The organism is Pseudomonas sp. FW305-96, from assembly GCF_058783825.1.
Genome location: NZ_JBYSYW010000011.1, coordinates 20,638 through 41,017, shown reverse-complemented (window position 1 = coordinate 41,017; position 20,380 = coordinate 20,638). Strand labels below are relative to the sequence as shown.

Annotated in this window: 17 protein-coding genes, 1 pseudogene and 1 riboswitch; of the genes and pseudogenes, 6 read left to right on the top strand and 12 right to left on the bottom strand. The window is 63.9% G+C overall.

Annotated elements, in window-relative coordinates; translation table 11 throughout:
• Nucleotides 1-12: 12 nt before the first annotated feature.
• The 8 genes from AC3WL2_RS10910 to AC3WL2_RS10875 form a co-directional block, all read right to left on the bottom strand.
• Entirely contained in the window at nt 13-360 is a 348-nt protein-coding gene (locus AC3WL2_RS10910; protein ID WP_023631283.1) for a type II toxin-antitoxin system ChpB family toxin, read from the bottom strand.
• On the bottom strand, nt 357-635 hold the full coding sequence (locus AC3WL2_RS10905; protein ID WP_102682549.1) for an AbrB/MazE/SpoVT family DNA-binding domain-containing protein: 279 nt from the start codon (nt 633-635) through the stop codon (nt 357-359). Before AC3WL2_RS10905 ends, AC3WL2_RS10910 begins: the two co-directional genes overlap by 4 nt.
• A 156-nt stretch (nt 636-791) precedes the next feature.
• Nucleotides 792-1,484, bottom strand: a complete 693-nt coding sequence (locus tag AC3WL2_RS10900; RefSeq protein WP_102682550.1) for a sensor histidine kinase — start codon at nt 1,482-1,484, stop codon at nt 792-794.
• Nucleotides 1,481-3,088 carry a tetratricopeptide repeat-containing response regulator gene (locus AC3WL2_RS10895; RefSeq protein WP_102682551.1) on the bottom strand — a complete coding sequence of 536 codons (1,608 nt, stop codon included), beginning with the start codon at nt 3,086-3,088 and terminating at the stop codon, nt 1,481-1,483. The genes AC3WL2_RS10900 and AC3WL2_RS10895 overlap by 4 nt, the downstream gene beginning before the upstream one ends.
• A 309-nt stretch (nt 3,089-3,397) precedes the next feature.
• On the bottom strand, nt 3,398-6,115 hold the full coding sequence (locus AC3WL2_RS10890; protein ID WP_102682552.1) for a winged helix-turn-helix domain-containing protein: 2,718 nt from the start codon (nt 6,113-6,115) through the stop codon (nt 3,398-3,400).
• Between the two features lie 220 nt (nt 6,116-6,335).
• The gene (locus tag AC3WL2_RS10885) at nt 6,336-7,700 is read right to left on the bottom strand and encodes a DUF1329 domain-containing protein (RefSeq protein WP_102682553.1); all 1,365 of its coding nucleotides are present in this window, start codon (nt 7,698-7,700) and stop codon (nt 6,336-6,338) included.
• 25 nt (nt 7,701-7,725) lie between these two features.
• The gene (locus AC3WL2_RS10880; RefSeq protein WP_102682554.1) at nt 7,726-9,663 is read right to left on the bottom strand and encodes a DUF1302 domain-containing protein; all 1,938 of its coding nucleotides are present in this window, start codon (nt 9,661-9,663) and stop codon (nt 7,726-7,728) included.
• 331 nt (nt 9,664-9,994) lie between these two features.
• Nucleotides 9,995-11,677 carry a fatty acid--CoA ligase gene (locus AC3WL2_RS10875; RefSeq protein ID WP_102682555.1) on the bottom strand — a complete coding sequence of 561 codons (1,683 nt, stop codon included), beginning with the start codon at nt 11,675-11,677 and terminating at the stop codon, nt 9,995-9,997.
• A gap of 191 nt (nt 11,678-11,868) precedes the next feature.
• On the opposite strand from AC3WL2_RS10875, the gene AC3WL2_RS10870 reads away from it, so the two are divergent.
• From AC3WL2_RS10870 to AC3WL2_RS10860, 3 genes are all read left to right on the top strand, one after another.
• Complete coding sequence (locus AC3WL2_RS10870) at nt 11,869-12,834, top strand: 2-hydroxyacid dehydrogenase (protein ID WP_102682556.1); 966 nt, start codon at nt 11,869-11,871, stop codon at nt 12,832-12,834.
• Between the two features lie 44 nt (nt 12,835-12,878).
• Nucleotides 12,879-13,877: a methyltransferase gene (locus AC3WL2_RS10865; protein ID WP_102682557.1), complete on the top strand. Its 999-nt coding sequence runs from the start codon at nt 12,879-12,881 to the stop codon at nt 13,875-13,877.
• Between the two features lie 38 nt (nt 13,878-13,915).
• Nucleotides 13,916-14,037, top strand: a riboswitch (yybP-ykoY riboswitch).
• A 90-nt stretch (nt 14,038-14,127) separates the two neighbouring features.
• Nucleotides 14,128-14,712 carry a TMEM165/GDT1 family protein gene (locus tag AC3WL2_RS10860; protein WP_173862423.1) on the top strand — a complete coding sequence of 195 codons (585 nt, stop codon included), beginning with the start codon at nt 14,128-14,130 and terminating at the stop codon, nt 14,710-14,712.
• A gap of 87 nt (nt 14,713-14,799) precedes the next feature.
• Here the strand turns inward: AC3WL2_RS10860 and AC3WL2_RS10855 are convergent, their stop codons facing one another.
• Nucleotides 14,800-15,615, bottom strand: coding sequence for a M48 family metallopeptidase (locus AC3WL2_RS10855; RefSeq protein WP_102682559.1), 816 nt, complete (start codon nt 15,613-15,615; stop codon nt 14,800-14,802).
• 152 nt (nt 15,616-15,767) lie between these two features.
• Between AC3WL2_RS10855 and AC3WL2_RS10850 the strand changes: the two are divergent.
• Both AC3WL2_RS10850 and AC3WL2_RS10845 read left to right on the top strand, forming a co-directional pair.
• A pseudogene (locus AC3WL2_RS10850) lies at nt 15,768-17,054 on the top strand (methyl-accepting chemotaxis protein); the annotation flags it as partial.
• Between the two features lie 12 nt (nt 17,055-17,066).
• Nucleotides 17,067-17,909 carry a methyl-accepting chemotaxis protein gene (locus AC3WL2_RS10845; protein WP_371919247.1) on the top strand — a complete coding sequence of 281 codons (843 nt, stop codon included), beginning with the start codon at nt 17,067-17,069 and terminating at the stop codon, nt 17,907-17,909.
• A 92-nt stretch (nt 17,910-18,001) separates the two neighbouring features.
• On the opposite strand, the gene AC3WL2_RS10840 is transcribed toward AC3WL2_RS10845, so the two are convergent.
• Genes AC3WL2_RS10840 through AC3WL2_RS10830 form a run of 3 tightly spaced genes read right to left on the bottom strand, consistent with a single transcriptional unit; the run spans nt 18,002 to nt 19,080 of the window.
• Nucleotides 18,002-18,622, bottom strand: coding sequence for an SOS response-associated peptidase (locus AC3WL2_RS10840; protein ID WP_102682561.1), 621 nt, complete (start codon nt 18,620-18,622; stop codon nt 18,002-18,004).
• Nucleotides 18,623-18,637: 15 nt separating this feature from the next.
• Complete coding sequence (locus AC3WL2_RS10835; RefSeq protein ID WP_023630964.1) at nt 18,638-18,898, bottom strand: putative signal transducing protein; 261 nt, start codon at nt 18,896-18,898, stop codon at nt 18,638-18,640.
• Nucleotides 18,898-19,080, bottom strand: coding sequence for a CPXCG motif-containing cysteine-rich protein (locus AC3WL2_RS10830; RefSeq protein ID WP_102682562.1), 183 nt, complete (start codon nt 19,078-19,080; stop codon nt 18,898-18,900). The genes AC3WL2_RS10835 and AC3WL2_RS10830 overlap by 1 nt, the downstream gene beginning before the upstream one ends.
• 125 nt (nt 19,081-19,205) lie before the next feature.
• Between AC3WL2_RS10830 and AC3WL2_RS10825 the strand changes: the two genes are divergently transcribed.
• A complete protein-coding gene (locus AC3WL2_RS10825; RefSeq protein WP_102682563.1) occupies nt 19,206-20,372 on the top strand; it encodes a 1-acyl-sn-glycerol-3-phosphate acyltransferase in 1,167 nt (388 codons plus the stop codon).
• Nucleotides 20,373-20,380: the final 8 nt, after the last annotated feature.

Here is a 20,380-nt window from a genome sequence, read left to right as displayed (position 1 = left end):
GAAAACGACCCATTACTCGAACAGTGTTTGAACGCGCGCCAACGCATCCAGGATTACCGCCTCAGGCACAGACTCGATGCGCTTGGCTTGCCTTGCCTCCAGATCAACGACCCGGATCTGATTGCAGAGCAATACGCCTTGCGTCTGGGTACCGGCGCCGCTAAGCGTAACCGCGAATCCCGCATGTCGGGCAAAATCCCCGCCCTGCGATATCGGCGCGATCACTGCAAGCCCGGAAATGTTGAACGTGCTCGGGGTAAGGACCAGTGCTGGTCGTGCCGCACCCTGCTGCTCTCGACCAACGGTAGGGTCCAGGTTGACCCTGACGATGTCTCCCCTCGCGAACTTGGCGCGCCTCACACTTCACGCCCGGTCGGACGCATCATGTTCCAGGCAGCCATGTCCTCCGGCTCCGGAGCATTCAGATCGCACTGCGCCATCAACTCTTCAAGCGTGTACTTGGGCTTCGATCTGACAGGCTTGAGCACCATGCTCTCGCCAGCCGTATCCAGACTCAGGGTTGATCCCACTTCAAGACGCATCTGCTTGAGGACGGTGGAGGGAATTCGAATAGCGGCGCTGTTTCCCCACTGCTGAATCTTGATCTGCATAAGTATCTCCCACGGTAGATACATAGTAGAAACCCTCCCGGCGATAGCAAGTGAAATGTAGAAACCAAGTATCTACATTGCCACTCGTCCAGCGCAGAAAAAAGACCACCTGCAGCGAGAAGGAAATGCCTCACTTTATCTTGGGAAACGAGCCCATGCAGGCAACAATTTCTACCGTCTTCAGGGCAGATACAACCGGAACAACCCGCCCCCCAGCGTCCCGCCATTGGCGATCTCGATCCGCCCGCGCACGCCATTGCGCTCGTGCAACGCGGCAATCCGCGCCGCGAAATACAGCCCCAATCCGGTACTGCCACTCTGCGAATCGATGCCCTGCACGTAGTCATGCTGGCGTTCGAGCATGCGCTGTGGATAACCGGCGCCGTCGTCGTTGACGCTGATCACCAGCTGCTCGCGCTCTTCCTCGATGCTGATCAACAAGGCGTGGCCAGCATAGCGGATGGCGTTGGTGAGGACATTGGCCACCACCGAGGCGACCAGTTCACGGTCGAAGAAACCCAACGGGCTTTCGGTCTCGATACGCCAGGTAGCGAGGATGTCGCGGTGCTTGATCACGTCTTCCTGGGCCGCCAGCTGGGCCTCGATGAAGTCGTCCAGCTCATGATAGTCCGGGCAGATGGGCAACTGGTTGACGCCCAGCTTGTACAGCCCCAGCAACTGCACGAGCATGCCGTTCAAGTGGCTGAGTTCGTGCTCCACCACGCCCTGCTCGGTACCGCCGCGCAGCTCTTCGGGCAGGCGCGCCAGCCATTGACTGTGGGCGTGGGTCAGCGCCGAGAGGGAGTTTTTCAGGTCGTGCACGGTGGAGGCGATCACCGTGGAAAAATCCAGCCCCTGGTTGTCCTGGTTCATGCGCCAAAGACCCGGATGTGCAGTTTGCGGTAACGGTCATAGCGGCTGTCGCTGGCGGGAATCCCGGCCACGCTGGTGAGGCAGTCGCGGCACTCCTGCATCAACCCCGGCGGTGGCGTCTCGCCGCCGATGCGCAGCAGCGCCTGGGCGGTGTTCAGGGCGATACTGATGTTCTTCGGCTGCAGCGACAGCGCCTTGCGGAACATGCCCAGCGCCTCGTTGAGCTGGCCACCCTGGTAGCTGCGCACGCCCTGGCGGTTGAGGTCCACGGCTTCGGTCACCGCCCCCAGCACCAGCGGGTCGTCGGTGAGTTTGGCGACGCTCTGCATGACCTTGGGATCGTCCCCGTAGGTTTCCACGCAGCCCTTGAGGATAGAGGTGCCCGCCGCGTCCTGACCAAGTTGCTGCAACTGCCTGGCCACCGTCAGCGCCGCCTCGACGGAGAAGAACTGATCCATTTTTTCCAGGCGCAGCATGGCCTGCTCGGTGAGTTTGGCGGCGGTATCCGGGTCACCGGCCTGCTGCAAGCTGGCAGCCTTCATCAAGCGGGCGCGCACCTGCAGGCCCTGGTCCTCGACGTTCTCCTTGGCCACCTCGCTGAGCACGGTGTTGATTTCCACCCGAGTACGCGCATCGAGACCGTTGCCGGTGTTCTTGCTCATCAGTGCCTGGACCAGGCCGAGATTGCTTTCGGCGTCCTTGTAGCGCGAGCTCTGCCCTTGGTTGACCGCATGCCGATAGGCCTTGGACGCGCTTTCGAAGTCGGCGTTGTCCAGCGCCAGCTTGCCCAGCGCGGCCTGGCGGCGCACCGCGAGCGGCGACAGGCGCACAGCCTCTTCGAGCATGTGCTGGGCGCGCTTGGTTTCGCCTTGGGCCACCAGCACGTCGGCCATGCCATCGTACAGGTTGGGCATGATCGGGAAGGCCTTGAGGGCCTGCTCGTAGACGCCCTGGGCCTGGGCGTTCTGGCCACGCTTGTGCAACAGGCTGCCGAGCGCCGCGTAGGCCCAGGGCTGTGGGCGGCTGGCCAGGATGTTCTTGAGGAACTTCTCCAGTTCGTCGAAACGATTGAGGTCGCGCAGGGCATCGGCGCGATAGCGCAGGCACAACGGGGCGAACCGCGGGTCTTTCTTGCACAACTCGGCGCAGGCGGCGAGCACCTCGGCCGGGCGGCCGCGATCCAGGGCCTGGAGGATGGGCTTGAGCAAGGTCTTGCGCTGGGTCAGCTTCTCGAGACGCTGAGCCAGGCCCACGCGGTTGAAGGGCTTGGTCAGGTAGGCGTCGGGTTCGTGCTCGATGGCGCTGAGCACGATGGACTGGCTACTTTCAGCGGTGACCATGATGAACACGCATTCATGGCTGATGAGCTTGTCGAGAATCAGGTCCTCGAGCACCTGCTGGCCATTCTTCTTGCCATCACCCAGGTGGAAATCCTGAAGGATAAAGTCGTAGCGTTTCTGCCCGCACATGCGCAGTGCCTGTTCGCCACTGTCGGCGGTGTCCACGTCGCGTACACCCAGCTCGCGAAGCATCGAGCGGGTCGAGGTGCGGAAGTCGGTAAAGTCGTCGACGATCAGAAAGCTTTTTTGCCCGTACTGCAGCATCAACACGACCTGTATTGGAAGAAGTGGGAAGTGGCGCATGGCGATGCGTATCGCCGAAAAGTGTATCGGCAGCGGATCGGAAAAGTTGAGCCCGGAACAGCGATAGCCTTGTGCCACTATCTTAACGGCCGCCACTGCCGCAAACCACTAGTGTCCTGTCTCGGAAATACGTTCTCTTTTGGCGAGTGGCTTGGGTGTTCGGCCAAGGCGCCGCGACGAGTCATAGCAGGGCTATGGCGAGGAGTGGCAACCCGGGCCGAGCGCCCAAGACGCCGCCAAAAGTGAACAGCTTATTTCCGAGACAGGACGCTAGACCAGCAACCCGAGGGACTTGGCCCTGGCCACCGCCTGGGTACGCCGCTCCACGCCCAGCTTGCTGTTGATATGACTGGCGTGGGTCTTGACCGTATGCAGGGAAATGAACAGCCGCTCGCTGATCTGCTGGTTCGAGCAGCCCTGGGCGATAAGCTCCAGGACGGCGAACTCGCGGCCGCTCAGGGCCTCGGTGGTACAGGTCCCGGCGACGAGGGTTTCCGGCAGGTGCGTCAGCAGATCACGCTGCACGGGGCAGGCGGCACGGCCGGCCAACTGCTCACGCAGCCATTGCGGCTGCTCCTCGATCAAGCGCTGGAATGCCTGCAAGGCACCTCCTTGCGCAGCCTCCAGTGCCTGTACAAGCAGCTTGGCCGCCTCGGGCTCGCGCCCCTGGGCGAACAGCAGCGCGATCAACTGGCATTGCGCGCTGACCACCAGCGTCATGCCTGCGCTGGCCTGCCCGCGCTCTATCAGCCTGCGCAGCCTCGCTTCAGCCTCGTCAACACGGGCCAGCACCCGCTCCAGCAACGCTTGCTGCAACTCGATGTGCAGCGGCAACAAGGGGTGGAACTCCGGCGCCGCGGCAGGCTGCTCGCCTCCGTAGGTCTGCCCCAGGCGCAACAGCCAGGACTCGGCCAAGTCCGTACGGCCCTGGGCAAGCCAGAGCTCGCACTTCACCAGTGTAATCATGGCCAGGTAGAAGATCGGCGGCACATCCCAGATATGCATCAACCGCTCGGCCTCGGCCAGCTCGGAAAATGCCTCGGCGAACCGCCCTTCGCGCCCATCGAGCGAAGCAATCACGCAATGTCCGATCAGGACACTGATGTCGCGACAACTCCGTGCCTCGCTGAGCCCGGCGCGCAAACGCGCACGGCCTGGCGCGCAGTGCAGGCGGGCAGCCAACAGGTACCCCTCGTACAAGGTGAGGCGGGCGCGCACTGCGTACAGGCGCTGGCCCGACAGGCCCTGCAACCGTTGCAACCCCTCGCGCACTTCATCCAGTGCCCGCAGTACTTCGCCTCTAGCGTGCAGCACCCGCGCCCGGTCGTAATGGGCCAAAGCCTCGAACAGCGGATTGCCGACCCGTTGCGCCAGCTCGAGCGCCTCTCGGTTCCAGCCCCGCGCCCGCCAGAAATCGCCATCGGCAATGGCCAGGTTCGACAAGGTCGACAGGCAGACCAGCCGCTGCCCATAACGTTTGCTCGGCAGGCTCTGCAGCGCCTCGCCACAATAGGCGAGGGTTCGCTCGCGATCACCACGGCCGCGAGCGATGACCCCGCTCAAGGCCAGCCACTGGGCCAGCATCGACTTCTGCGCCGTGGCCGAAGGCGCGGGCAGGAAACGGCTCAGGTAGGCCGCGAGTTCCTCGGCGGCGTCCAACTGGCAGGCAAGCCCCAGGGCCCAGCTGTACAGGACTATCAGCCTGGGCGTGCTGATCAGCAGGCTGTCGGGCAAATCCATTTTCCAGCGCAGCAGCATGCCGACATTCTGTTCGGCGAGCAGTTGCTCCTCAGACAGGCTTTGTACCAGGTCCGCCGCGACATCCAGGTGACCGGCCCGCAGGGCCTGCTCCACCGCCTCGTCCAGCAGGCCCTGTCCTTCGAACCAGCGGCAGGCGCGCAAGTGCAACCCCGCCTGGGGGCCACTGGCCTGCCGGCTGCGCAACAGGTCGGAAAACAGATGGTGGTAGCGGAACCACAGCCCATGCTCATCCAGCGGTACCAGGAACACCTGGTGGGCCTGCAGGTAGCGCAGGATCTCGGCACTGTCGTGCCGCTCGCGCAGGGCATCGCACAGCTCAGCACAGAAACGCTCCTGGCAGGCGGTGTCGTAGAGAAACGCCTGCACGGGCGCCGGCAGGATTTCAATCACTTCCTCGAGCAGGTAATCGCGAATCAAACCCTCGCCGCCATGCAGTGCCTGGGGCAAGGCGTTGTCATCGCCGGATTCGCTGGCCGCCAGCTGCCAGAAGCGCAGCCCGGCCACCCAGCCGTCGCTGCGCTGGATCAGGTTGTCCAGGGCCTGGCCGCGCAGACCGGTGGGTTGACGACCCATCACCGCCAGCGCCTCATCGGCGGTCAGGCGCAAGTCCTGCTCGTTGAGTTCGACCAGCTGGCGCGACAGGCGCAAGCGTGCCAGGTGCCAGTCGGGCCGTTGACGGCTGGTAACCAGCAGGAGCAACCCGGCAGGCAGGTGATTGAGGAAGAACTGCAAGCATCGATCGAGCACCGGGCCCTGGGCCAGATGGTAGTCATCCAGCACCAGCAACAGGGGGGTGTCCGGCTGCAGGTAGAGCGCGAGCTCATCGAGCAGCCCATCGAGCCATTCCTCGAAGGCGAACGGCTGGTGACGCTGGCGCATCTTCAACAGACCCATGGCCTGCCCGCCGAGCGCCGGGCAGAACTGCTGCAGCCCTTCGAGCAGGCGCTCGAGAAAGCGGCCCGGGTCGGCATCGCGCTGGCTCAACCCTAGCCAGAGGCTGCGCCAATGGCTGGGCAGTTCCTGACAGAACTCGATGGCGAGGGAACTCTTGCCGAACCCCGCAGGCGCGTTCACCAACAGCAGGCGCCCCGACAGGCCCGTTTGCAGGCGCTGGCACAGGCGTGCCCGAGGCACGTGCGCCTCCGGCAGCGGTGGCCGGAAGAAACGCCCGTCCAACAGGCCCAAGGCCTGGCTGGCGACTCCATGCGTACGGGACAAGTCTGTCATGGCCGGCTCGTTCTGATTGGAATATGGCGGCGGTATGGTTTGTTGCGAGACTAGCGGCAAACGCTGCTTATTTGAAGATGATGCGCGCGCTTTGCGCGATAAAGACTACGACAAAAAGAAACAACACTGATAGACAGCAGTAAATCTCCCTCGCGGAAACAGAAACGCCCCGGCAAGCCGGGGCGTTCTGGGAGATCAAACGGAGGTTGCACTTAATGGCTCAACGGACACCTGACTGACGCAGGGCAGCCGGCTGGAACTCGGCCTTGCTGGCGCTGAAGCCGAAGTTGTAGGCACTTTTCTCTTCGTTCTTCATACCCAGCGCCAGGTAGCGACCCGATTGCAGGTCGTAGATGGCTTCCAGGGTGTACCACGGCACCTGCACGTTGTAGTACGGCTGGGCGTGGGCTTCGGAAACACGCCACAACTGGTTGCGGCCGTCATACTGGTCGATCACTGCGGCCTGCCAGGTGTCCTCGTCGATATAGAAGTCACGCTTGGCATAGATATGGCGCTGACCTGGCTTGAGCGTGGCAACCACGTGCCAGACGCGACGCAGCTCATAGCGCGACAGGTCCTGGTTGATATGCCCGGCCTTGATGATGTCGGCATACTTGAGCTTCGGATCGTCCAGCTTGTAGGCGTTGGAGGCGATATACATCTCCTTCTTGCCTTCGAGCTTCCAGTCGTAACGGTCTGGCGCGCCGTTGTACATGTCCAGGTTGTCGGAGGTGCGCAGGCCGTCGGCTGCGGTACCCGGACCGTCGTACGACACTTGCGGCGCCTGGCGCACACGGCGCTGGCCGGCGTTGTAGATCCACGCCTTGCGCGGCTCCTTGACCTGGTCGAGGGTTTCGTGGACCAGCAGCACGGTCCCGGCCAGACGTGCCGGAGCGGTCACTTCCTGCTTGAAGTAGAACAGGATGTTGCCGGGGTTGGCCGGATCGTAGTCCTTCATCTTGTCGCGGAAGACGAACTGGTCCTGGAAGTACACCAAGCTGTAGGAGCCGTTCTGCTGCGGGGTGGCCTGGGTGACCAGGCGAGTCACGCTGCCGCCACGGTAGCGGGTGATGTGGTTCCAGATCACCTCCAGGCCATCCTTGGGAATCGGGAACGGCACGGCTGTCTTGAAGTTCTCCAGGCCGTTGCCACCGGCGACCAGGGTGGTCTTGGTGGCGTTTTCCTTGATCGCGGCGAAGACATCGTCCGGCACCGTGGAGCCGCGGTGGGTCTTGTACACCGGAATCTTGTAGCTATCCGGGTAGCGCTTGAACATCGCCACCTGGCCAGGCGAAAGCTTGGCCTTGTACTGGTCGACGTTCTGCGCGGTGATGGTGAACAGCGGTTTTTCGCTGGCGTAAGGGTCGGAGAGGAAGCCCTTGGCGTCGGCACTGCCGGCACTCTTGGACAGCGGCTCCCACGGGCCGATGGAACCATCGGCGTTACCGGACTTCTCGGCCCCCATCGGGGTCAGCGACGCGCCCAGCTTGGCGGCCTCGTCAGCGGAAACCGCAGCCATGACGCTGGTTGCCAGCAGGGACATGCCCAGTACACCGGCTTGCAGCAGACGTGTGGTCATTTTCATTCTTTGTCGTCCTGGATCAATGTTCTTAGAAGTTCACGCCGAAGCTGAGAGCGACGAAGTCGCGGTCATCCACGGTGGTGTACTTGCCATCGAAGAAGTTGGTGTACGACAGGCTCGCCGTGTAGGTGTTCTGGTACTCGGCGTCCAGGCCCAGGCTGACGGCCTTGCGCCCTTCCTCGAAGTTGCCGCCAGGGCCCGGGGAGTAGCCGTCGACGTCGTGGGACCAGGCAACGCTCGGGCGCAGGTTCACGCCGGCGAAGACGTTGTTGTAGTCCCAGATGGCACGAACGCGATAACCCCAGGAATCGGAGGTGGTGAAGCCGTCGTTCTCGCAGTAGCGCGACAGGTTGTTCTGCTCGACACCCGCCAGCGTGGTGGCGTTGAGGCTCTGGCAGCGACCGTTGGGCAGCGGGCCTGGACCATAGACTGGGTCGCGGCCATAGCGGGCCTTGGAGGTGCTTTCCAGACCACCGACGTGAGTCCAGCCGACCTCGCCGACCATGGTCAGACGCTCGGCGCCCATGACTTGGTCGAAGAAGTGGGTGAACGTGGTTTGCAGCTGGGTGATTTCCTTGCGGCGATAACCTGGCTGGTCGGCGTTCGGCGTGCCCTTGAGGACGGATGCGTTGGGGTCCAGCGGCGTCAGCCCTGAATAGAGAATGTCGGTGGTGTTCAACTGTACCGGTGCATTCGGCCGGTAGCTGATCTCACCGCTCCAGGCCGTGCCGGTGGGCAAGGTGGTGGAGAAGCTCAGGCCGTAGAGGCGGATGTCTTCCGGGTACTCGACGTAGTAGCTGGAGTTACCCGCCACGTACAACGGCATCAGGGCCTGGAGCAGGGCCGGGTTGGTGGCGGCGGCCCCCGGAACGCCTGCCCTGACCAGTGCCCCAGCCAGGTTGGCCGGGTTGTAGAAGCCGGCGGCGGCGCCGCGACCGCTGAAGATGGGTGCCCGGCTGTGGTAGTTCATGAAGTAGCCACCGAACTCGGTGTTCAGAGGCTCGTACATGTAGCGCAGGGCCACACCGAACTGGCCGCTGTCACGGGCATCACGGTCGGGGCCGCGGCGCACGATCACGCCTTCGTCCGGCGAGCCCCAGGACACGCCCTGCCCGGTCAATGCGTTCATGGCAGGCCCGGCAAACGGGCCGATCTGCGCGGCCAGGCTCCTTGACACGTTGGCCTGCTTGGCCAGCACCGCCAGGTTGTTGTTGCAACCGTCGGCGATCACGTCAGGCTGGGAGAAGAAGGTACCGCAGTTGTCGACGACGGTCTGGTCCCACTCGATCTGGTAGAAGCCTTCGGCGGTGAGGTTGTCGGTCACGCTCTGCGACACGTAGAACATGTTGACGGGGATCAGGCCTTCCTTGATCTCCGCGCCAGGACGGCGGAACGCCGACACGTCGATGGGGTTGATGGCGTTGATACCGCCACCGATGAAGGTACTCTCACCCCAGCTCACCACCTGCTTGCCCAAGCGTACGTTGCCCGGCAGATCGCCGATGCTGTAGTTGTGGTAGACGAAGGCGTCGAGCAGTTCCGCACCCGAGGACTTGGCGCCCTCCTTGCGGTTCGAATCGCTGATGTCCTTGAACTGGCGGTTTTCATCCTTGAGCTCGAAGTCGTACCAGTACTTGCCACGCACGAACACGCCCGTGTCGCCGTACTTGAGCTCCAGGTCGTGGATGCCCTTGAAGATCTTCGAGAAGGTCTCGCCTTTCTTGAAGTTCAGGTGGCCATCGTCGGAGGTCTGCGACAGCCCCCTGCCGCCGTTGTTGGCCCCGATGAGGTTCTTGTTGGGATTGGCCGTCGACCAGCTGGCGCCAACGGAGAGCGACGAGTCGAACTGGCCTTCGATTTCACCGATGTTGAAGCTGACCGCGAAAGCAGGACTTGCGAGCGTGGAAGCGAGGCTGACGGCCAGGGGCAGTTTCGCCCGGCGCCAGAACGGGTTTGCAGATGTCATCGACGCTACTCCATGTACTTTTTTGTTATGGCAGTGAGTCCTTTCAGAAACGGCTCGAGCGCCTGGTGAAGCAGGCTCCTGCCCGTGACGCCGCGCGTTGCCGTGCGGCGCCCTCCCCCATTCCTGAAAATCCCCTGACCCGACTATAGCCAGCGGTCACAGGTGCTTGATCCCTCTAAAGTGTGATTTGCGCGTCTTGCTTGCAGCCCATCCCGATCGGCCGGCCTGCGCGCTGGCAGTGCTCAAGCATGGCTCAATTCTATCGTTTGACAAGGCGTCATCCTGTCTAGCTTGCGGGGTCGCGCTTGAGAAAGCGAGACCCGAGCCCGGGTTACAGGGTGGAAAGGAAAGCGCTGTTACTGGCCTGCCACTGGCTGATGTCGACGCGGATGCGCTTCTTGTCGAGCTTGCCGACGCTAGTCTTGGGAATTTCAGTAACAAGGGCGATCTGGCTGGGAATCGCCCACTTGTTGATGTGTCCCTGCTCCACGAAAGGCTTGAGATGTTCCTTGAGCGCACGCGCCTCGATGCTCTGCCCCTCGCGCACCACCAGCAGCGCAAACGGGCGCTCCCCCCACTGCGGGTCAGGCACGCCCACAACAGCCACTTCTCGTACTGCAGGGTGGCGACTGATCAGGTCTTCCAGGTCGAGCGAAGAAATCCACTCGCCACCGGTCTTGATCACGTCCTTGATGCGGTCGCGAATATCGATGAAACCCATGCCATCGAGCGTGGCGACATCGCCGGTGTGCAGCCAGCCACCCTGCCAGAGTTCCTCGCCCTTCTCCGGCTCGCGGAAATAGCCCATGGTCAACCAGGGCGCGCGCAGCACCAGTTCGCCCTGGGTTTCGCCATCGGCAGGCAGGAAATTGCCATTGCCATCGACGATGGCGGCCTCGACCAATGGCACCGGCACCCCGGCCTTGATCCGGTAGCTGGTACGCTCATCCTCGCTTCCGGCCTGCAGCTCGTCGTTCAGGTGCGCGGCACTGATCAGCGGGCAGGTTTCGGACATGCCGTAGGCGGCGGTGAGCTGGATACCCCGGGCCAGTGCAGCCTGATACAGCGCGCGGTTGAGCGCGCTGCCGCCGATGATGATCTTCCAGCCACCGAAATCCTGGCCGGCTGCCGACGGGCAGTTGAGCAGCATCTGCAGGATGGTCGGCACGCAGTGGGAGAAGGTCACCTTCTCCTCACGCCACAGCCTGATCAGCATGTCCGGCTCATAGCGCCCCGGGTAGACCTGCTTGATGCCCATCATGGTCGCCGCGTAGGGGATGCCCCAGGCGTGCACATGGAACATCGGCGTGATCGGCATGTAGACATCGTTGCTGCTCAGCAGCCTCACGCTGTCCAGGCTGCCGAGTACCGCAGTTTCGGCCAGCGTGTGCAGCACCAGCTGCCGATGGGTGAAATACACCCCCTTGGGGTTACCCGTGGTGCCGGTGGTATAGAAGGTGGTGGCCACCGAGTTTTCATCGAAATCGGGGAAGTCATAGTGCGGGCTGGCCGCGGCCAGCAACTGCTCGTACTCGCCTTGCAAGCCCGGCAGGTCGGCAGACTTGTCCGGCCCATCGGTCAGCAACACGGTACCTTGCACCGTGGTCAGTTGCCCGGCGATGGCCTGGTAGAGGCCGAGGAAATCACTGTTGACCAGCACGAACCGGTCTTCGGCGTGGTTCATGGTGTAGAGGATCTGCTCCGGCGACAGGCGCACGTTGATGGTGTGCACCACGGCGCCGATCATCGGGATGGCGAACATGCATTCCAGATAGCGGTGGCTGTCCCAGTCCATCACCGCCACGGTGTCGCCGGCCCTCACCCCAGCCTCGGTCAGCACGTTGGCGAGGCGGGCGATGCGCTCGTTCAGTTGCGGGTAGGTGAGACGGAGCTGGTCGCGGTAGACGATCTCGCGGGTCTTTTCGTAGCGGCTGCCGGACATCAGCAGGCGCTTGATCAGCAGTGGGTACTGGTAGGCGCCCTCGGCGGGCTTGATGATGCGCGTCTGCAACATGGGTATCCCTTTTTCTTCAAAGCGGGCAGGACAGTTCAGGCAACAACTGTAGTTCGGTGACGCATCGGTCAAATCAGCCGAAGGAATGATTTATGTCCTGCAGGTATGAGCGCAGGCGCGACCGTTGACGAGCGGCGCCGCCGGGCCGGACACTGCGCCAAGCCCATCCTGCCCTGCCACCGGAGCCCCTGATGTCCAGCCCACGTCGCGCCGTGTTTCTCGATCACCAGTCACTGGACCTGGGTGACCTCGACCTTGCGCCCTTGCGTGCCCAGTTCGACATGTTGCAACTGCATGCCACGACCCACCCGGAGCAGGTCGCCGAACGCCTGCAAGGTGCCGTGGCCGTCATCAGCAACAAAGTGATGCTCGATGCCGCCACGCTGGCCACCAACCCGCAACTCAAACTGATCCTGGTGGCCGCCACCGGCACCAACAATGTCGACCTGGCTGCCGCCCGTGCCCAGGGCGTCACCGTGAGCAACTGCCAGGGCTACGGCACGCCGTCGGTGGCCCAGCACACCCTGGCCCTGCTGCTGGCCCTGGCCACGCGCCTGTGCGACTACGACCAGGCGGTGAAGGCCGGGCAATGGGCCAAGGCCAGCCAGTTCTGCCTGCTGGACTTCCCCATCGTCGAGCTGGAGGGCAAGACCCTTGGCCTGCTTGGCCACGGCGAACTGGGCGGCGCGGTGGCGCGCCTGGCCGAGGCCTTCGGCATGCGCGTGCTGAGCGGGCAGATCCCCGGCCGCCCGCCCCGGGCCGACCGCCTGCCACTGCATGAGCTGCTGCCGCAGGTCGATGCCCTGACCCTGCACTGCCCGCTCAACGAGCAGACCCGGCACATGATCGGTGCCCGCGAGCTGGCGCTGCTCAAGCCCGGCGCACTGGTGGTCAACACCGCCCGCGGCGGGTTGATCGACGAGCAGGCCCTGGCCGACGCGCTGCGCGGCGGCCACCTGGGTGGCGCAGCTACCGATGTGCTGAGCGTCGAACCGCCGGTCAACGGCAACCCACTGCTGGCGGCGGACATCCCCCGCCTGATCATCACCCCGCACAGCGCCTGGGGCGCGGTAGAGTCGCGCCAGCGCATCGTCGGCCAGCTGGCCGAGAACGCCCAGGCCTACTTCGCCGGTCAGCCGCGACGCGTGGTCGGCTGACCCGCCTCTGGTACACTGCGCCACTTTTTCAGGAGGCGTCGTCCATGGACCCGCGCAGTGAAGTGTTGCTCCGCCAGGCAGAGCTGTTCCAAGGCCCACTGCTGGTCGCTGGCGCCCAGGCCGATGGCCTGCTCGGCCAGTTGCCCGGGGCCCACGGCTGGACCTGGCATGCCGGCGACCAGGCCGTGCTCGAGAGCCGCTTCTCCGGGCGCAGCCATTACGGTGTCGAGGTGCCCAAGGTAGCCTTCGACGCCGCCGTGCTGTTCCTGCCCAAGTCTCGCGAGCTGGCGGCCTACCTGCTCAACGCCCTGGCCTCGCGCCTTGCCGGTCGCACGCTGTACCTGGTGGGGGAGAAACGCGGCGGCGTCGAAGGCGCGGCCAAGCAATTGCAGGCCTTCGGCCGGCCGCGCAAGCTCGACAGCGCCCGCCACTGCCAGCTATGGCAGGTGACCGTGGACAACGCGCCCGAGGCCAAGCCGCTGGAAAGCCTGGCTGAACGCTTCGACCTGCCGCTTGAAGATGGCCCGCTGCAGGTGATCAGCCTCCCCGGCGTGTTCAGCCACGGGCGTCTGGACAAGGGCACCGCGCTGCTCCTGGAGCACCTCGACGGCCTGCCGATCGGCCATGTCCTGGACTTCGGCTGTGGGGCCGGGGTGCTCGGCGCCACGATCAAGCGTCGCTATCCGCAGAGCCAGGTCACCTTGCTCGATGTCGACGCCTTCGCGGTCGCGGCCAGTCGCCTGACCCTCGCCGCCAATGGCCTGGAAGGCGAGGTGATCAGCGGTGACGGGATCGATGCCGCTCCCCGCGGCCTGGACGTTATCCTGAGCAATCCGCCGTTCCATACCGGTGTACACACCGACTATCACGCCTCGGAGAACCTGCTGAAAAAATCCAGGGAACATCTGCGAAAAAGCGGGGAAATCCGTTTGGTAGCCAACAGCTTCCTGCGTTACCAGCCGCTCATCGAAGGCGCCCTGGGCAACTGTGAGATCCGTGCCGAAGCACAAGGTTTTCGCATCTACCGCGCAACACATGGATAAAAACAGGGCTTGCCGAAAGCGATTCGCCTAGGCAGAATCCGCTCCGTCCTAGGGGAGTAGTCTCCCGCGAGCACCCTGCTCGCCCGGTACGCGTCAACACACTTGGCCCACAGGCCATGGCGCGTGCGACCCACGATCTGCGCAGACAGGTCCAGGGTTTGACAAGACCTATGACACGCACACCTTACCCGGGGCGGGGAGGTCGTACGTGTCATAGCCGTGTCGACCCGCCCCCGTAGGAATCCTGATGCTGGAATCATTGCTCGTCCCTACCGCGATCGTCGCGCTTGCCGAAATCGGCGACAAGACGCAATTGCTCGCGCTCATCCTTGCCGCCCGCTTCCGCAAGCCCTGGCCGATCATTGCCGGGATCGTCGCCGCGACGCTGGCCAACCATGCCGCCGCTGGCGCGGTCGGTGCCTGGGTCAGCAGCTTCTTCACCGAGTCGGTACTGCACTGGATCCTCGCCGCGAGCTTCACCGCCACCGCGCTGTGGACCCTGGTACCGGACAAGATGGACGATGAAGAAACCAGCAATGCACGACGGTTCGGGCCATTCGTGACCACGCTGATCGCGTTCTTCCTGGCGGAAATCGGCGACAAGACCCAAGTGGCCACGGTGATGCTGGCCGCCCAGTATCCGCACCTGATCATGGTGATCATCGGCACCACCCTGGGCATGCTGATCGCCAACGTGCCGGTGGTGCTGGCGGGCAACTTCGCGGCGGAGAAACTGCCGCTGACGCTGATCCGTCGCCTGGCGGCGACCGCGTTCGTGGTGCTGGCCATCGTCGCGGTGTATTCGGCGATGAAGACCAGTGGCTGGATAGGGTGAAGCAGCGGCAAGTGGCAAGCTACAAGCGGCAAGAAAGAGCAGGTGCATCCTTACTTGCCGCTTGAAGCTTGTAGCTTGCAGCTGCTTTTACTTCTTGGCCGCCTGATACAGCGGCATCACCTTCGGAATCGCCGCCTGCAACGAGGCGATACGGCTGCTCGAAGCCGGGTGGGTGCTCATGAACTCTGGCGGCGCGCCTTCGGACGCCTTGCTCATCTTGTTCCACAGGGTAATCGCGGCGTTCGGGTCATAGCCGGCACGGGCCGACAGTTCCAGGCCGATCAGGTCGGCTTCGTTCTCGTTGGCACGGCTGTTGGGCAGGGTCATGGCGTAGTTCACCACGGTGTCGGCCATGGCCATGCTGTCCTGGCCCAGACCGAAGATCGCGCCGGCCCCCTGGCGGGCCATCTCCACGCCGTAGGCCTTGGACATCGCTTCACGGCTGTGCTCGCGCAGGGCATGAGCGATTTCATGGCCCACCACCGCGGCGATCTCGGCATCGGTCAGCTGCAGCTGATCGATCAGCCCGGTATAGACGATGATCTTGCCGCCCGGGCCGCAGTTGGCATTGAGCTCGTCGCTCTTGATCACGTTGACTTCCCAGTTCCACTGCGCGGCATCCGGCCGGAACTGCGGTGCCTGGGCGATCAGGCGCTTGGCGATGACCTGCACGCGCTTGGCATCATTGCTGCCCTTGTCCAGCACGCCCTTGCTCGACGCCTCGCCGAGGGTCTGCTGGTAGGACTGGGCGTACATCTTGTTGACCTCATCGGTCGAAAGCATGCTGAACATGTATTGCTGGCGTTGCACGCCCACGGCACCACCACTGGTGGTATTGACCGCCTGACAGCCGCCAAGCAGGACGCCGACCGTCAGCATGCTGACAACGAATGACTTACGCATGAAAACACTCCCTTTTTACGTGCCGCGTATCCTAGGCCCAGACGCCCGCCCCTGCCAGAGCCGCGGGTAAGATTTCTGACAAGGTCCTCATGCTTTGGTATTAGCCCGCCGATAACACTCGGTAACAACCTCCTTGCGCGCGGAGCTTTGCCATGAAGTTCAAGTCGATCCAGTTTTCCGTGGCCGCCCTGGCCGGTGCCATCGTGCTGAGCATTGTCGCGGCCCTGGTGCTGTACGCAGTCTACTCCGGGCAACGCACCCAGGCGCTGGTGCAACAGCGCACCCAGCAACAGTTCGAGAACGTCATCGAGCAGCGCCTCACCGCCCTGGCACGCACCCAGGTCAGCGAAATCCAGCGCGGCCTCGAAGCCCCGCTGTCGATCGCCCGCAGCCTGGCCACCGGCAACGCCATGCTCGGCATGCAGGCAAGCGACGGACAACCGCTGATGCGGGTCGACCGCGAGCACCTGATCAACCAGCTCAAGCGCACCGTGGAGGTCAACCCAAGCGTGCTCGGCGCTTACCTTGGCTGGGAGCCCAACGCCCTCGACCATGCCGATGCCCGCTACGTCGGCAGTAGCCTGGTGGGTATCGACAGCGCCAACGGCCGCTTCCTGCCCTGGTGGTTCCGCAATGGTGATGGCAGCCTTGGCCAGGACAAGCTGGCCGATGTCGACGACCGCACAGTGCTCGCCACCGGCGTGCGCGCCAGCGAGTACTACCTGTGCCCCAAGGAGTCGAAGAAGGCCTGCGTGATCGACCCCGCGCCTTATAAAGTGGGCGACAAGATGGTCATGCTGGCGTCGTTCGTCGAACCGATCATGGTCGATGGCCAGTTCCAGGGCATGGCCGGCGCCGACCTGTCGGTGAACTTCATCCAGGACCTGCTCAATGCCGCCGATCGCCAGCTGTACGACGGCGCCGGGGAGCTGGCGCTGGTTTCCAGCAACGGCCGCCTGGTGGCCTATACCCGTGACCCGGCGAAATTCGGCGAGAAGGCCAGCGATGTGCTGGACAGCGACGAAGCCGGCACCCTCAAGAGCCTGAACGGCGAAACCCTGCACTACGAAGTGGACGCCGGCAAGGATCGCATCGAGCTGTACCTGCCGTTCAAGGTCGCCAACACCGATGCGCGCTGGACACTGCTGCTGGAACTGCCGCTGAGCGCCGTGATGGCCGAAGTCAACCAACTGCAGCAGGACCTGGCCGAACAGCGTCGTACCGATATCACCGGCATGACCCTCGTCGGCCTCGGCATCGCCGCCCTTGGCCTGCTGGTGATCTGGCTGCTGGCCCTGGGCATCGCCCGCCCGCTCAGGCAGATGGTGGCGATGCTCGACGACATCGCCCAGGGCGAAGGCGACCTGACCCGCCGCCTGCACAGCGACCGGGCCGACGAACTGGGCGCCATCGCCAAGGGCTTCAATACGTTCCTGGCCAAACTGCAGGCCATGATCAGTCAAGTCGTGGGCTCGGTGCAGAAGGTCAGCGACTCCTCCGAGCACACCGCCGACATCGCCATCCGTACCAACCAGGGCGTGCACAAGCAGATGGCCGAGATCGACCAGGTAGCCACCGCCGTGCATGAAATGACCGCGACCGCCCAGGATGTGGCGCGCAACGCCACGCAGGCGGCCCAGGCTGCCAGCGCGGCCGACCGCGCGGCCAACCAGGGCCTGGAAATCGTGCGCGACACCTCCAGCGCCATCAGCGCCCTGGCCAGCGAGATCGGTCGCGCAGTCACCGTAGTCCAGGACCTGGCCCGCGACAGCGAAAACATCAATGCCATTCTCGTGGCCATCCGCGCCATTGCCGAGCAGACCAACCTGCTGGCGCTCAACGCCGCCATCGAGGCCGCTCGCGCCGGCGAGCAGGGCCGTGGCTTCGCCGTGGTCGCCGACGAAGTGCGCAACCTGGCGCAGAAGACCCAGCAGGCGACCGAAGAAATTCAGCAGATGATCCAGCAGTTGCAGCAGGGCACCCGCGAGGTGGTCAAGGTGATGGAGGACAGCCAGGGCAAGACCGACGACAGCGTGCTGCAGGCCAGCCGCGCCGCCGAGGCGCTGGAAAGCATCACCCAGGCGGTGTCGGTAATCAACGACATGAACACCCAGATCGCCAGTGCCGCCGAGGAGCAGAGTGCCGTGGCCGAGGACATCAACCGCAATGTGATCAACATCGGCCAGGTGGCTGGCGAAGTGGCGGGCGGTGCCGACGAGTCGAGCCAGGCCAGCGCCGAGCTGACCAAGCTGGCGGAGCAGCAGCGCCGCCTGATCAATCAATTCAGGGTCTGAGCTTCAAGCCGCAAGTGTATAGCGACAAGTCAAAGCCGAGCACGAACCGCTTTGACTTGCCGCTTGCAACTCACAGCTTGCAGCTTACGCCGTCAGGCGGGGGTCAGGCATTCCGGCGCATCGAGCTTCGGATCGTTGACGAAATACGCCAGCGCCCGCTCACGCAGCGCCGTCGGCGGCTTGGCCAGCAACTCGTGCAGCTTCGCCATCGGCGTGTCGGGATCCAGCCACAGCGCCTGCTCGGCCTCGTCCAGAATCAGCGGCCGACGCTGGTTCATCGCCGCTTGCGTCACCACCGCACAACTCAACCACTCTTGTTCCTGCACCGGGTAGACCTCCCACACCGCGGCGAAGAACAATGACGCGCCCTCTCCCGGCGTTACCCAGTACGGGCGCTTGCGCGCCGTGCCGCGCCATTCGTAGAAGCCGTTGGCGGGCATCAGGCAACGCCGCTGGCGCAGGGGCTCGCGGAACATCGGCTGCTCGGCGAGGGTTTCGGCACGGGCCTGGGCTGGTGTACGGGAAAGGTCGGTGAGCCAGGCCGGGGTCAGCCCCCAGCGAGCGCTGGCCAGCTGCAACTGGCCGTCGACCTGGCGTTGAATCAGGACCGAGGCGCCGGGCGCGATGTTCCATTGGGCCTTCTGGCCCGGGGGAAAGCCCGGCAGGCCGGCGAAGCTCTGGGACCAGCGAAACAGGGCGTAGCGTCCACACATGGGCGAAATCAAAACCTAGCAGATCAGGGTTCCGGGATAACTCTCCGGTTCGTCGCCGGCAAGCGGCTGGGCGGCATTGTACTCATCGATCAGCTGCCGTGCGTACCCGGCCTGCTCGTCGGGCACCGCCAGGCCGAGCAAGCCGTGCATCGGCAACTCGCCCACGGCGCCCATCAGGTCGCGCCCGACCAGGTGCACCTCGATGCCTTCGCTGGCCAGCATGCCCACCAGCACCTGGGCCTCCAGCAGGCTTTCCGGTTCATAGATTCGTCGCATCAGTCGTTCTCGCCAAAGACATCCAGCATCCACTCCTCACCATGGACCTGCAGCACGAAGCGAATGGGCTTGCAGCACACCTGGCAGTCCTCGATGTATTGCTGGTCACCGCCGGACAAGTCCACCGTGGTTTCGACTTCCTCGCCACAATAAGGGCAATCGTAGATCGCAGTTTCCAGCATCGCGGCCTCCGGAGTGACTTGTGCGTATAATTGCCGGTCTGTTTACAGGGCCTGTGTGCGTCCGAGCCGTTTTTCGGAGCCCGCCCCTACCTAATTACCCTAGCCGTTTCCAACAAGAGAGCATGATGGGCGAATTCGATGCCATCCGACCGTACGACGACGCTGAGGTCCCTGCCGTGCTGGCACGCCTGCTCAGCGACCCGGCATTCCTCGATATCCTCACCCACTTCCGCTTTCCGCGCGCGGCGGGTGCCTTCGGCTGGCTGCTCAAACCACTGATCGCCCGGCGCCTGCGCAAGGAATTTGCCGGCGTGACCTGCGTGTCCACGCTGCAGGACAAGGTCGAGTACTACGTCGACCGCACCATCGACCGCGCTACCGACGGCGTCACCTACAGCGGCGTCGAACAGCTCAAGTCCGGTACCGCCTACCTGTTCCTGGCCAACCACCGCGACATCGTGATGGACCCGGCCTTCGTCAACTACGCGGTGTACCACGCCGGCCTGCCGACACCGCGCATCGCCATCGGCGACAACCTGCTGCAAAAGCCGTTCGTCAGCGACATGATGCGCCTGAACAAGAGTTTCATCGTGCACCGTTCGATCAGCGGCCGCCGCGAGAAACTGGCCGCCTATCAACTGCTCTCGGCCTACATCAACCACTCGATCCGCAACGATGGCGCGTCGATCTGGATCGCCCAGGCCGAAGGCCGCGCCAAGGACGGTGACGACCGCACCGATTCGGCGATCCTGAAAATGTTCCACATGAGCCGCAAGGACGAACCGTTCGGCGCGGTGATCCAGAGCCTGAACCTGATCCCCGTGTCGATCAGCTACGAGTACGACCCCTGCGACCAGGCCAAGGCCCGCGAGCTGTACATCCGCGCCACCACCGGCACCTACAAGAAGGCACCCGGCGAGGACGACAACAGCATCGCCCAGGGCATCACCGGCTACAAAGGGCGGGTTCACATCAACTTCGCCCCCCCGGTCACCGAGTACCACGAGGACACCAAGCAGCTGGCGCAGGCCATCGACCGGCAGATCCTCGGCGGCTACCGGCTGTTCCCGGTGCATTACCTGGCCTATGCGATGTGGGCAGAGAAGGATGCGGCACTCGAAGTGCCGAGCGCGGAGAAGCTGTTCCCGGCCGATGAACTGGCCAAGGCCAAGGAAGAGTGGCAGCGCCGCCTGGACGCCTGCCCGGTCGAGCAGCAGCCGTACCTGGTGCAGCAGTACGCGACACCCGTGCGCAATCAGTACCAGGTGAGGCTGCAGCCCACTTCAGCCTGATAACGCAC